Below are 13,434 nucleotides of genomic sequence, written 5' to 3'. Positions count from 1 at the left end.
CTAGTTCTCCTTTTTTTCTAAAACTTTTGCTTCATTCCAAAATGCATCTAATTGCTCCAACGTAAAGTCACGAAAGCTTAGACCACTTTCCTTAACCTTTTGTTCTACAAAGTTAAATCTGCGTGCAAATTTTTCGTTGGCATGAATCATTGCTTCTTCTGGAGAGATTTTATAGAATCGAGCGATATTGACAAGAGTAAATAAAACATCGCCAAATTCATCTAAGCGACTTGTCGAAGTGCCTTTTGTAACTTCCTCTTTAAACTCCGTCCATTCCTCTAGAAACTTCTCCCATGCCCCTTCCTCGTTTGGCCAATCAAAGCCCACCGAAGCGGCCTTCTTTTGATAGTTAAAAGAGGTCTGAAGAGACGAAGTTGCTCGGTACTCTTCTTTTAGTAGCGAGCCGGTTTGTTCCCCTTTTTCTTGTTTCTTTATAGCATCCCAATTCGCAACCACTTCCTCTGCATCCTGAACTGCCACATCTCCAAACACATGTGGATGCCTGCGAATCATTTTCTCACTAACTGATGCTAAAACTTCTTCTAAGTTGAAGTAGCCATTATCTTCGCCTATTTGTGCATGTAGGAAGACTTGCAGCAACACATCTCCTAGTTCCTCTACCATGCCGAAATCATCTTCTGCATCGATGGCTGCTAAAAATTCATGTGCCTCTTCAAGCAAATATTTCTTTAAGCTTTCATGGGTCTGCTTTTGATCCCATGGGCAACCATTTGGTCCACGTAAAGTTGCGATAATTTGTCTAAAGGTCGACCAATCACGCAGGGCTTCTAAGTCACTTTCCACTGGCGGTACATAGATTGTCGTTAAATTATTTATCTCCATCGATTGGTCAAGCTCATACAAAGGAACGGTCGTTAAGCTCTCTAATGACGAACCTGCAGCCGTTACAATCGTAACTGGATAATCATCTCGATATTTTTCCATTAATGACAGCTTTACCTCTGACGCACTAAAAGCATCATAAACTTGGGCAATTAGCAAGTGTCCGCGCATATTGACATGATGAATTGAAAAACTGGTACCATCCAACAATTGGAAGCCTTCTATAGGGTCAATTTTAAGGGCACCGAAAATTGGGTCTAAAAAGCTTTGCCCTCCCTCAATCGTCAGATCAATTTTACCTTCTTTTTCCGCCTTAATTAAGAGCTGTACCGTTTGCTCAGCTACTAACGGATGTCCTGGAACAGCATACATGACAGGTTCTGTCTGCGTAATTTCTATTAGCTTTGCTGTAATTTCTTCGTAAACCGGTTGGAATGAACGATGTTTTTCGTAAACAGTATCGAAACTCTCAAATACGATACCTTCTTCCTTCAATTCACTGATGACAGGATGATCCATTGTTCGAACATAAATTTTCCGCGCTGATTTTAAATTTTTATAGACGCCAATTTGCAGCTGACTTAGTTCTGCTGCACCGAGGCCGATAACTGTTAACTTGTGCATATGTTCACCTACTTCTTTTTATTTAGTAATAGCTGATAAGCCGCCATTCTTCGGCCAAAAGGGACTAAAAACCATTCTTTTTCTGCCAGTAGTCTTGATTTGGCAACGATTGTTAAATAAACAAAAGCTCCCGTTACTATCAAGCATCCACCAATAATAACTGCTAAAAGCCTCCCCGATAGCGAACCGAGTGCAATTTGTAAAAGGGTGTTTATGACAATTACTGATAAAATCATACTTCCACTGGCAAAGCCAAGCTTTATGTAGAAATCTCGTTTTGCTAGTTTAATCCTCAACAATTGTTTTAAATAGACCATTAGTAATCCTGCACAAATAAATAAACCCACATTACTTGCGATAGCAGCTCCTAAAACATCTAAATTAGGAATCAACACTAGATTACAGATCCACTTTAAAGCAATGCCACCTAATAGAATGAATGCCGGAATCCTTAACTTATTCATACCTTGAAGTATAGCAGTAAAAGTTAATATGATAGATAAAGGAATAATTTGTAACACATAGATCATTAAGACGATTGAAAGGCTATTTGTTTTAAAAAGCATTTCATTTACGTAAGGCATAACGATTACTAGGCCAATCGATGCTGCAACACCTAAAAGAAGTGAAACCCGATAGGTTAATTGAATGAACGGAGCTGCCCCTCGTCCATCTTTTTTCTTTGTTTGGTACGCTACTAAAGGGACAATGGCTAGGGAAAGTGAAGAAGCAATTATTACGCCTAGCTGTACTAAAGGCTGACCTCGATCATAGATCCCTTTCATTTTCATTGCTTCTATTTCTGCCATGCCATTATCCAATAGAATTGAAAATACAGTAAACGAGTCAATTAATTGAAAGCATAATAATAGTAGGCTACTCATACTAACGCTTAGACTTAAAATCGTTACTTCTTTAACAATTGGCCATTTACGCTCTTTCCCTTTGAATTTTCCAGGTATTAACTTTATCTTTTTTGAGAAATACAGTAGTAAAATTACGCCAGCAATTTCCCCAATAACAGTACCAAAAACTGCTGCATTTCCTGCTGCATATAATGACTTCGACGTTGTCATAATAAAGGTTGCACCTAATAAGATAATACCCACTCGAACCAACTGTTCAATCACTTGTGCATAGGCGACTGGTGTCATTTCAGCTTTTGCCTGGAAGCTCCCTTTCATTATTGCCAATATTGGCATACACAACGTTACAAATGCACCGGTACGAAGAAGCGGTGCTAACTGATTATCCCCCATTATTCTGGAAAGAAAATTTGCTCCAAAAAATAATATGCAGAAGAAAATTACAGATAAAACCGTTAAATACTGAAAAATAGTTCTTCTTATTAAATTTTTTCTTTCCTCTGGCTCCGTAAACGTTTGGGAATCTGCCAACATTTTGGAAATTGCTACTGCAAAACCACCTGATGTCCATACAACAAACAATGAAATAAACGGATATACTTGCTGATATATATAAAACCCTTGATCTCCTACTAAATTTTGAAAGGGTACTCGATAAACTGCACTTAATACTTTAACAATTAAAGCTGCTACCGTTAAAAGCAGTGCACCTTTCATATACTCCTTCATTCCAAAATTATCTGCCATTTTCATCCTATCCTCCACAACAATGCCAATAGTATATCACGAAATAAAGAGGCGCTCGACTTCCAAATAAGAAGTTTACTATGTATGAATTCTGTAAATCATTTTGAGCACATAGAAAAAACGTCTCCATTGGAATGAGAGACGTTTTAATAAAAGATTAGTTTTCCATTTGTTTTGCTAAGAAGTTCGCCGCTGTTTCAGCCGCTTTTGATTCAACTTCACTTATGACGTGAACTTTTGAGATTAAATATACTGCTCCAATCGCATCACCATTTGTAACTATTGGTGCTACACAGTAAGATTTCACTTGTTCAAACTGTCCTGGAACAAGTTCAATTGTCGTCTCATTTTTTTCCAACATGACAGAGCGTTGCTTCATGAAATCTTCAGCAAATACTGATAATCGTCGATTTGCATATTCCTTCTTTGTTAAACCAGCAATAGCAATCATTTCATCTCGGTCACTTATTAAAGCAGGTGTACCGACAGTTTCATAAAGTGATTCAACATACTCTTTTGCAAATTCGCTTAAGTCATTTATAGGTGAATATTTTTTTAAGATAACTTCACCTTCACGGTCCGTATAAATTTCCAATGGATCTCCTTCACGAATACGCATCGTTCTACGGATTTCCTTTGGAATAACAACGCGACCTAAGTCATCGATACGACGAACAATTCCTGTTGCTTTCATCTTTGCTGCCTCTCTTTCAGAATCAATTTTTCATTCACATTGATAGTATGGTTAAGAATTGGTCAATGTATGCAGAAAGTGTATGAAGAGGTTTAAATTCTAAAGTCGGGCAACAAATCCTAAATCATTAAATTAATATTCACTCGATACTTATATTCCTTATATAGCAAAAAACTTACTGTTTTTTAGCTTTAGCAACAATTTCAACCAACTGTTCTAATACTTCAAAAGGTGGAACCTTGCCACATTTTTTCTCATCAATTGTTAGCGTCAGTTTTGCTCCATCCATCACAAATCCAACTGCACGCTCAAATTTCATGGACTCCGATACGACTATACTTCCATCCACTTTGGCAGTCCCCTCTTCAGATAAGTAGAGGGAGATTACTTTTTGCTTTTCTTTTATCGCAGTGATACCGGCTTCAAGTGCCCATACTTTAACTCGGGCAATACGTAACAGCTTTTCTGTTTCAACTGGTACGTCACCAAAACGGTCCACTAATTCGTCCCAAATTTCATCAAAGTCTTCCACACGGTCCATGGATTTAATGCGCTTATACATTTGAATTTTTTGATAGCCATCTGGTATATAGGCATCTGGTATATAGGCATCTGTTTGAAGAATAATCTCAACATCCGGTTTTTCCTCTTTCACAACACCCGTTCGTCGCTCTTCAATAGCTTCCTCAAGCATTTGTGAGTATAGATCAAACCCAACAGAGTCGATAAAGCCATGCTGCTGCGCTCCTAATAGGTTACCTGCGCCACGAATCGATAAATCTCGCATGGCGATTTTGAATCCTGAGCCGAGCTCTGTAAACTCTTTGATTGTTTGCAGTCGTTGCTCTGCCACGTCTGTTAATACTTTATCTCTTTGATACATGAAATAAGCGTATGCAACACGGTTTGAACGACCTACACGACCGCGTAGCTGATAAAGCTGTGATAATCCCATGCGATCCGCATCATGAACAATTAATGTATTCACATTTGGAATATCTACACCCGTTTCGATGATGGTTGTAGTAACAAGGACATCGTATTCGCCATCTAAAAAGTTTAAGATGATCGATTCTAGTTGAGATTCGGTCATTTTCCCATGGGCATAGCCAACACGTGCGTCCGGGACAAGCATTTGAATTTCCTCTACTTTTCTTGTCATGTCCTCTACCCGATTATAGAGATAAAACGTTTGTCCACCACGGGCCATTTCTCTTTCAATCGCTTCACGTACTAGTGCTCCATTATACTCCATTACATAAGTTTGTACCGGGAATCGGTTTTGTGGTGGTGTTTCGATAACTGATAAATCCCTAACCCCAACCATCGACATATGTAATGTACGAGGAATTGGCGTAGCGGTTAGAGTTAAAACATCTACATTTGTTTTTAATTGTTTAATTTTTTCTTTGTGAGTCACACCAAATCGCTGTTCTTCGTCAACAATCAATAAGCCTAAATCGCGGAACACTAGATCCTTTGATAAAATTCGGTGTGTCCCTACGACAATATCAACAGTTCCTTCTTTTAATCCCTTAATGGTTTCAGTTTGTTGTTTCTTTGTACGGAAGCGACTTAATAAGCCCGCATTAATAGGAAAACCTTCAAACCGCTCTTGAATCGTTTCGAAATGCTGTTGGGCTAAGATGGTTGTTGGTACGAGAAATGCTACTTGTTTTCCATCCATGATTGCCTTAAAGGCTGCACGGATGGCAACTTCTGTTTTTCCGTAGCCAACATCTCCACATACAAGGCGATCCATCGGGCGTTCCCGTTCCATATCATGTTTTACTTCAATAATCGAACGCAATTGATCCTCAGTCTCTTCATATGGGAAGGCGGTTTCAAAGGCACGTTGTTCGTCAGTATCAGGACTGAAGGCATAACCTTTTTCCGCTTCACGTTTCGCATAAAGTTTGATTAAATCATCCGCTATATCATTAATAGCAGATGAAACTTTTGCTTTGGCCTTTTTCCATTCTGCCCCACCAAGTTTATGAAGCTTTGGCTCTTTCCCTTCCGAAGCTACATATTTTTGAATTAAATCAATTTGTTCAACTGGTACAAATAATTTATCATCAGCTCGGTATTTGATATGGAGGTAATCTTTATGAGTACCGTTTACTTCTAATGTTTCAATACCGATATATTTTCCTATCCCATGATGAATATGAACAACATAATCACCAGGATTAATTTCTGTATAACTTTTAATGCGTTCTGCATTGCTCATTTTTTGAGGTCGACGTGTTTTTCTTTTTGGCTGTTGCTTAAATAATTCATCGTCCGTTACAACAGCAATCCTCTGTAGAGGCAATTCAAAACCTGATGCTAGTTGGCCATCCACAATATAGATTCCCGCGTCATTTGGAGTTCCTATTAAACTATGAATTCCATACTCCTCTAGCATACTTTGGAGTTTTTTAACTCTTTCTTTTCCATCAACAATAAAGAGGACCGTAAAATTCTCTTGCATCCATCTTTCGATTTCATTTTGTAAAAGAGAAATTTGACCGTGGAATTGTTGCATTGGTTTACAAGAGATACTCGTTGTCTTTTTAAATTGAATCCCAGAAAACGTTCGTGCAAATAAGGCAAAGTAGAGTTTTTGATGTTCAAGCATCGAATTGATTTCTTTAAAAGAGAAGGAAGGCTTTACATCATGTACAATTTTCCCTTCTTCTATCAATGAAATAAACCATTCCTCTTCTTCTCGCTCCCACGCATCCATAACCTCTTGGATTCGGCCCAATTCATCGAATAAGACGAGTCCATTTTCATCAAAATAATCACCTAAGTAGGACAAACTGTCATATAATAGAGAGCCATATTTTGTTACATGCTCAGGAATACTCCCCTGGTTTAATAGCTCTATATCATGTTGAATATTTTGATATAGAATTTCCTGGGTTTCTTGTTTCTTTATTTTTTTCAAGCTCTTGCTGAGGGATGCCTCAAGTCTTTCTGCTAGTTGGAATCGCTGTTCCTTTGTTAATAATACTTCCGTAGCCGGTAATATTTCGATAGTTTCCATTTTTTCAATGGAGCGTTGATCGTCAGCTGAGAATGTACGAATGGAATCAATTTCCGTATCAAAAAGCTCAATACGAATAGGTGACTCTGCATAAGGTGGGTAAATATCGAGAATTCCCCCACGTAACGCAAACTCACCAGGAGTTGTCACCATTTGACTTCTTGTGTAACCCATCGTCACTAAGTGAAGCAACCAATCATCAATATCAATGTCTTTTCCTACCGTTGCTTTTAGAGAGTACCCTTTCCATTGTTGTGGAGGTGTCATAATTTTACGCATTCCGGCAATCGGGATCACATAAATAGCTCGCTCTTTTTTTACTAGATGATCTAAAGTAGCAATTCGTGCCGCCTTTAGCTCCGGTGAGGCTATCGTCATGTCAGCTGCTATGAACTCATCTGCCGGGTAATAGTGAACAGCCTCTTCTCCTACAAGAGAAGACAAATCATCTACCAATTTTTGAGCTTGTAGTAGATTGGGCGATAATATATAAAGAGGCTTGTTTAAATCCTCAAATATTGTTTGAATAAATACCGGTCGGGCACTTCCGGTTAAACCCGTAATAAGCTGGGAATCATAAGTTTTTTCACCAATTTGATTGATGAGTGTGTTTATATGTTTATCTTGAGAGAATAGTTGATGAATAACATTCATTCATAAACCCCCTTCCATAATCTCTATTTATGTAGTTAGTCTTATGTTGTATGAATTTTTTTCTATATTTTTTATAGAAAATAAAGTGGAAAAAGCGGGAGACTGTGTCTTTAAGTCGCCCACTCCTTCACACATTGGCTTGAAGCTGTTGTTTTTAACATGACTGATGATTGTTTATCATTTAAATAAGTTATGCAATCATTACACTATTGCAACCACTTTTTGAGTGCATAATAATCCGGAAATTGCCTTAAAGAATCTTCACAATGCTCACAAATACAATGCACGGTTGTATCACCCCGGTCATTTTTTTCAATATAATCGTCTACTTCTCCAACCTCAAACAAATGCAATTTTCGAATCGTATCATCTGCATCAAATGGTAATGTTCCTATTTCTGTTTCACAGTGTCGGCAACGATATTTAACAGGCATTATAATCGTCCTCCTCCTCGAGTATGTAAGCGATGGCTTTGTAATACTCAAAGTATTGACCTAATTTTGCCTGTTTATGCATAAATCAAATATGAGCTTTTCATATTTGGTTCAGATTTTTTCGAACCCACTTTTAAAACTCACCTTTTTTAATCTGTGCAACCCACAAGAGGCTTTACTATATTCAACATTCTTTGGGTTTTCACAGAGTTAAACAATTTCCATTCACATCCAAATTTTGAGTAAAGGAATTATTTATGCTGAATAGCGTTAAATTCAGACATCACATCTAAAAATTTTTTGGATAAGGATGCTTCAACTGCAGAAACTGTTTTTTCGATAGCTTGCTCTATTGCTGGATTATCTTCTTTCGTAAATTTAGCCAATACATAATCCGCAACCTTCATTCCAGCAGGTGGTCGGCTAATACCAACTCGGATTCGGTTAAATTCTTGTGTACCTAAATGCTGGATCAGCGATTTTATTCCGTTATGTCCTCCAGCACTGCCTTTTTGACGCAAACGTAATTTGCCTGTTTCTAAATCCAAATCATCATATATAACAATGATATCCTCGATGTCGATATCAAAGTAATCCATTAATGGGCGTACGGATTCCCCCGATAAATTCATATATGTTAAAGGTTTTAACAAAATTACTTTTCCTTCAGGTCGGTGAACCGTTGCATACATCCCATTAAACTTCATTTGGTTTAATGGCGCATCCCATTTTTCAGCTAATGCATCAATACATTCAAAACCTATATTATGGCGTGTATGTTCATATTGTTTCCCTGGATTTCCTAATCCAATTATTAATTTCATGAATACTCATCCTTTTTTCCACTAATCGTAAATATTTTAACATAGGCTGTATTGAAAGAGAAAAAACTAGATACTTATGTATTTATTACTTCATAAAAATGGAAATTCCTTTAATTTTATGAAATATAAAAAAATGTAGGTTGGTATTAAATTAGACCTGAATTTAGGAAGGACTTATAAAGATTCTAATTCAGTTTATTTACGTTATAAGTAGGCTTCTTATACTACACGATTAACTCTGTAGATATAAACACAAAAGGACGCACTTTTATAATTCCCTTGCCCAAAATAAAAATGTATGAGCGGTTGACTCATACATTTTACACGTTAGCTTTGTGATTCAGAGGCATCGATTGCTTTTATGTCTTGGGTTTCCGTATCGCCTTGTCCAGCTGTGTCATCATTTACGACTACTGGAGGGGTAACAGAAACAAGCGTATCTTCATCTGCATTAAGTATTTCATAGGCAACCGTATCTCTTATTTCAGCAACTGAGATCGATTCATTCATTCCTACATTGGAAGCATCGACTTCAATTGACTCAGGAATATTTGAAGGTTTTACTTTAATTTTCAATTCACGAACAGGCTGCATTAATACGCCACCTTCTTTGACGCCAGCTGCCTCGCCAATGACCGTAATCGGTACATCTACTTCTAATTCCTCGGCCATATTAATAGATAGTAAATCGACATGTTTCACAGTACCTTTTAGTGCGCATCTTTGTACATCTGTTAAAACTGCATTGATTTGCTTACCTTCTAAATCGATTTGGAAAACACTTGTACGACCATACTTTTGAACAGCTTTTGCCATTTCTTTGTAATCAATTGTTACTGGTTTATTATCAACTTTATACCCATAAATAACTCCAGGTAATTGTCCCTCATTACGAAGTTTTGTTAAAGTAGAACGTGCTCCTGTTTCTCTAGGTTTAGCTTCTAAAATGATATCCATAAAATAGACCCCTTTCAAAGTTATGACCACTATTAGTATTCCTTTTTTTCTTGAATCCTAAACTTTTCTAGCACATAAATTTGACTAGCAGGAAAAATTTTGAAGATATTAATCTGTTAAAAAAGTTAGTTCCCTATGTCCTACTATTCCAGAATCGGTCATTTATATTGAATCTGCAGCCTATCATGTAAACTGTGTAACCACTGCCAAAGTATCCTGGCAAGATATAAATTTTGAGTATTCCCTTCACAAAGTACATAGACAAATTATTGAGACAACTACAAATTGGTTATCCGTTCTTTCCAAAACTTCCCAAACATTAATAGAAGATTTTTTTAGATCTCATTGGTTTCAAAGAATGAAAAAAAGACAAGGCAGCGTTTGCCTTGTCTTTAATAATTGAATTAATCGAATAATGTACTTACAGATTTGTTTTCATATACGCGAGAAATGGCTTCAGCCATCAAATTTGCTACTGAAAGTTGTTTTACTTTTGGAGACATTTTTTCTTCGGAAAGCTGGATTGTATTTGTTACTACAAGTTCCTTAATAACTGAGTTTTCAATACGCTCAATTGCCGGGCCTGATAAAACAGGATGTGAACAGCAAGCATAAACTTCTTTCGCTCCTGCTTCGATCAATGCATTAGCACCAATTGTAATCGTACCCGCTGTATCAATGATATCATCGATTAGAATACAAATTTTCCCTTCAATATTACCTACGATATTCATCACTTCTGCCACGTTTGGTTTTGGACGACGTTTGTCGATAATAGCAATTGGAGCTTTTAAACGCTCAGCCATTTTACGAGCACGTGTAACACCACCGTGGTCTGGAGATACAACTACTACTTCATCCGGATTGAAGTTTTTAGATTTAAAGTAAGTAGATAGAATTGGAACCGCTTGTAAATGGTCGATTAGGATATCAAAGAAACCTTGGATTTGTGGAGCGTGTAAGTCTAATACGATTACTCGGTTAGCACCAGCAGTTTCTAATAAATTTGCTACTAATTTTGCTGTGATTGGCTCACGAGCTTTTGCTTTACGGTCTTGACGAGCATAGCCGTAGTATGGCATTACAACGTTAATTGTACGAGCAGAAGCACGTTTTACAGCATCAATCATAATTAATAATTCCATTAAATGTTCATTAACGGGTGCAGAAGTAGATTGAACGATAAATACGTCACAACCACGAATACTTTCTTCGATGCTAATTTGAACTTCTCCATCACTGAAATGTTTTACAGATGATTTACCAAGCTCTACACCCATTTGTTCTGCAATTTCTTGTGCTAAAGGGTAGTTAGAATTTAAAGAAAAGATTTTTAATTTTGTGTCAGCATATTGATACGGCATGATGGCCTCCTAATAGTTTTACAAATTTATTTTAACTTCTTCGCGTAATCCAATTTATTCTCTTGTCTTGAACGTCCAATTCCTAATGCATCTGCCGGTACATCTTTTGTAATGGTTGAACCAGCGGCGATAAATGATCCAGCACCCAACGTAACCGGTGCTACCAAGTTAGAATTACATCCAACAAAAACATTATCTTCTATAGTTGTTTTGAATTTATTTTTGCCATCATAATTCACTGTAATCGATCCACAGCCAACATTGACATTACTTCCAACTTCGGCATCGCCAATATAACTTAAGTGTGAAACTTTTGAATCGTTACCTAAAGTGCTTTTCTTCACTTCAACGAAATTACCGATTTTTACATGGTTTCCTAATTGAGATTCCGGACGTAAATGGGCAAATGGTCCAACTGCAGTATCTTCTCCTATATAACTATCAGTTACAACAGAATTTTGTACCGTAGTACGGTCACCAACTCTACTATTTACGATATTAGAATTTGGCCCTATAATACAATCCTCCCCAATGATTGAATGCCCCTCGATAATCGTGCCTGGCTTAATAACCGTATCACGGCCAATTTGTGCATCCGCACTGATATGAGTAGACATTGGGTTAATGAGTGTTACACCATTTCGCATATGTTTTTCGTTAATGCGGGCACGCATTAACTCTTCAGCTTGAGCCAATGCCACACGATCATTTACTCCTAGTGTTTCATCAAAATTAGTACATGTATAAGCTGAAACGATTTCACCTTGTTTTTGTAAGATTTCGATGACATCGGGTAAATAATATTCCCCCTGTGCATTTTCATTGTTAACGAGCTTTAATGCATCAAATAATGCTTTGTTATCAAAGCAATATGTGCCTGTATTAATTTCTGTAACTAACTGCTGATCCGGTGTAGCGTCCTTTTGCTCTACAATTTGCGAAACCTGACCATCTGCATCACGAATCACTCGACCATATCCAGTTGGATTGCCAGCTACAGCTGTTAGGATTGTTGCTTTTGCTTTTTGATTATGGTGGTGTTCATATAGCGCTTTCATTGTTTCTGGTTGAATTAATGGTGTATCTCCACAAACAACTAATGTTGTTCCCTCAAGTGAACTCAAAATGCCTTCAGCTTGAATCACCGCATGTGCCGTACCAAGCTGTTCTTCTTGAAGTACATACTCGCTTTTTTCACCAAGTTGTTCTTTTACTTTTTCTGCTCCATGTCCAACAACAGTTACAATACGATTCACATTCAATGATTGAATGTTCTCGACAACATGCTCTACCATTGGCTTTCCACAAACAGGGTGGAGCACCTTATATAATTTGGACTTCATGCGAGTTCCTTGACCAGCAGCCAAAATGACCGCAAAAATATTCGTCATGATCTTTGAGTCCTCCAATTTTATTCATATTCTCTTATGACTATATAGTAAATTCACCCGGTTTTCAAGGTTTCCAGACTTGACAAATCAATGACATCTGCGTTGGTAATTTATGATAATTTTTTCAATTATAAAAAAAAGAGTCTACTCCGCAATGAGTAGACTCCTATTGTTTACAAATTATGCATTTGCTTCTTCTAGTACTAGAACTTCTTCTTCACTGGATGCGTGGTAAGCAGCTAATACTACTTCTTGAAGCTTATTTCGTGTATCAGAGTTAATAGGGTGTGCGATATCACGGAATTCTCCGTCTGGTGTACGCTTACTTGGCATTGCAACAAATAATCCGTTGTTGCCATCAATCACACGAATGTCATGTACGACAAACTCGTCGTCTAATGTGATTGAAGCGATTGCTCGCATGCGCCCATCAGTTTGGACACGTCTTAATCTTACGTCAGTTACTTCCATTATTTCACTCCTCTCTTCTATGATGCCTTTAAAAGATATGATTCTACAAAAATTTCAATTTCCCTTCTTCCATTATACAAAAATTTGAAAAATTATAAATATTTTTTTGTAAAAAAAATGATGGTTGCTATTTTCGCCTCCATCATCTTTCTATTTTTATTCAACTACTGCAATTACTTCAATTTCTACCTTTACATCTTTTGGCAGTCTAGCAACCTCTACTGCAGAGCGTGCTGGTTTATGCTCACCGAAATGCTTTGCATAAGTTTCATTCATAGCCGCGAAGTCATTCATATCACCTAAAAATACAGTCGTTTTTACAACTTTATCTAATGAACTACTTGCTGCTTCTAAAACCGCTTTTAAATTTTCAAAGACTTGATTTGTTTGCGCTACGATATCGCCTTCTATTAATTCGCCCGCAGCTGTTAAAGGAATTTGTCCAGAGCTATAAAAGATTCCATTTACTACGATACCTTGTGCATATGGTCCAATTGCAGCTGGTGCATTAGTTGTAGATACTGTTTTCAT

General features: G+C 37.2%; 11 protein-coding genes. All 11 read right to left on the bottom strand.

Going from position 1 to position 13,434, the window contains the following annotated elements; translation table 11 throughout:
- Complete coding sequence (gene mazG / locus C1N55_RS00445) at positions 1-1,467, bottom strand: bifunctional methyltransferase/pyrophosphohydrolase YabN (protein ID WP_137726998.1); 1,467 nt, start codon at positions 1,465-1,467, stop codon at positions 1-3.
- A gap of 8 nt (positions 1,468-1,475) precedes the next feature.
- Complete coding sequence (locus C1N55_RS00440; RefSeq protein WP_137726997.1) at positions 1,476-3,080, bottom strand: putative polysaccharide biosynthesis protein; 1,605 nt, start codon at positions 3,078-3,080, stop codon at positions 1,476-1,478.
- Between the two features lie 157 nt (positions 3,081-3,237).
- Positions 3,238-3,774: a stage V sporulation protein T gene (gene spoVT / locus C1N55_RS00435; protein ID WP_137726996.1), complete on the bottom strand. Its 537-nt coding sequence runs from the start codon at positions 3,772-3,774 to the stop codon at positions 3,238-3,240.
- A gap of 175 nt (positions 3,775-3,949) precedes the next feature.
- Entirely contained in the window at positions 3,950-7,462 is a 3,513-nt protein-coding gene (gene mfd, locus C1N55_RS00430; RefSeq protein ID WP_137726995.1) for a transcription-repair coupling factor, read from the bottom strand.
- A 206-nt stretch (positions 7,463-7,668) separates the two neighbouring features.
- Positions 7,669-7,896: an anti-sigma-F factor Fin gene (locus C1N55_RS00425; RefSeq protein ID WP_107936314.1), complete on the bottom strand. Its 228-nt coding sequence runs from the start codon at positions 7,894-7,896 to the stop codon at positions 7,669-7,671.
- A 251-nt stretch (positions 7,897-8,147) separates the two neighbouring features.
- Positions 8,148-8,720: an aminoacyl-tRNA hydrolase gene (pth, locus tag C1N55_RS00420; RefSeq protein ID WP_137726994.1), complete on the bottom strand. Its 573-nt coding sequence runs from the start codon at positions 8,718-8,720 to the stop codon at positions 8,148-8,150.
- 327 nt (positions 8,721-9,047) lie between these two features.
- Positions 9,048-9,677, bottom strand: coding sequence for a 50S ribosomal protein L25/general stress protein Ctc (locus tag C1N55_RS00415; RefSeq protein WP_137726993.1), 630 nt, complete (start codon positions 9,675-9,677; stop codon positions 9,048-9,050).
- A 404-nt stretch (positions 9,678-10,081) separates the two neighbouring features.
- The gene (locus tag C1N55_RS00410) at positions 10,082-11,041 is read right to left on the bottom strand and encodes a ribose-phosphate diphosphokinase (RefSeq protein WP_137726992.1); all 960 of its coding nucleotides are present in this window, start codon (positions 11,039-11,041) and stop codon (positions 10,082-10,084) included.
- A gap of 26 nt (positions 11,042-11,067) precedes the next feature.
- Positions 11,068-12,432: a bifunctional UDP-N-acetylglucosamine diphosphorylase/glucosamine-1-phosphate N-acetyltransferase GlmU gene (gene glmU, locus C1N55_RS00405; RefSeq protein ID WP_137726991.1), complete on the bottom strand. Its 1,365-nt coding sequence runs from the start codon at positions 12,430-12,432 to the stop codon at positions 11,068-11,070.
- A 180-nt stretch (positions 12,433-12,612) separates the two neighbouring features.
- The gene (gene spoVG / locus C1N55_RS00400) at positions 12,613-12,903 is read right to left on the bottom strand and encodes a septation regulator SpoVG (protein WP_137726990.1); all 291 of its coding nucleotides are present in this window, start codon (positions 12,901-12,903) and stop codon (positions 12,613-12,615) included.
- 156 nt (positions 12,904-13,059) lie between these two features.
- On the bottom strand, positions 13,060-13,434 hold the full coding sequence (locus C1N55_RS00395) for a RidA family protein (RefSeq protein ID WP_137726989.1): 375 nt from the start codon (positions 13,432-13,434) through the stop codon (positions 13,060-13,062).

The organism is Lysinibacillus sp. SGAir0095 (assembly GCF_005491425.1).
Taxonomy (GTDB): Bacteria; Bacillota; Bacilli; order Bacillales_A; family Planococcaceae; genus Ureibacillus.
Note: the sequence above shows the minus strand (reverse complement) of the source record. Positions and strands in the feature narration are given on the sequence as shown.

What these genes read in the sequence shown, in the direction of transcription:
- spoVT (WP_137726996.1), bottom strand. Translation starts at nt 3,774, where the DNA reads ATGAAAGCAACAGGAATTGTTCGTCGTATCGATGACTTAGGTCGCGTT.
- mfd (WP_137726995.1), bottom strand. Translation starts at nt 7,462, where the DNA reads ATGAATGTTATTCATCAACTATTCTCTCAAGATAAACATATAAACACA.
- C1N55_RS00440 (WP_137726997.1), bottom strand. Translation starts at nt 3,080, where the DNA reads ATGGCAGATAATTTTGGAATGAAGGAGTATATGAAAGGTGCACTGCTT.
- C1N55_RS00410 (WP_137726992.1), bottom strand. Translation starts at nt 11,041, where the DNA reads ATGCCGTATCAATATGCTGACACAAAATTAAAAATCTTTTCTTTAAAT.
- mazG (WP_137726998.1), bottom strand. Translation starts at nt 1,467, where the DNA reads ATGCACAAGTTAACAGTTATCGGCCTCGGTGCAGCAGAACTAAGTCAG.
- spoVG (WP_137726990.1), bottom strand. Translation starts at nt 12,903, where the DNA reads ATGGAAGTAACTGACGTAAGATTAAGACGTGTCCAAACTGATGGGCGC.
- C1N55_RS00395 (WP_137726989.1), bottom strand. Translation starts at nt 13,434, where the DNA reads ATGAAAACAGTATCTACAACTAATGCACCAGCTGCAATTGGACCATAT.
- glmU (WP_137726991.1), bottom strand. Translation starts at nt 12,432, where the DNA reads ATGACGAATATTTTTGCGGTCATTTTGGCTGCTGGTCAAGGAACTCGC.
- pth (WP_137726994.1), bottom strand. Translation starts at nt 8,720, where the DNA reads ATGAAATTAATAATTGGATTAGGAAATCCAGGGAAACAATATGAACAT.
- C1N55_RS00415 (WP_137726993.1), bottom strand. Translation starts at nt 9,677, where the DNA reads ATGGATATCATTTTAGAAGCTAAACCTAGAGAAACAGGAGCACGTTCT.
- C1N55_RS00425 (WP_107936314.1), bottom strand. Translation starts at nt 7,896, where the DNA reads ATGCCTGTTAAATATCGTTGCCGACACTGTGAAACAGAAATAGGAACA.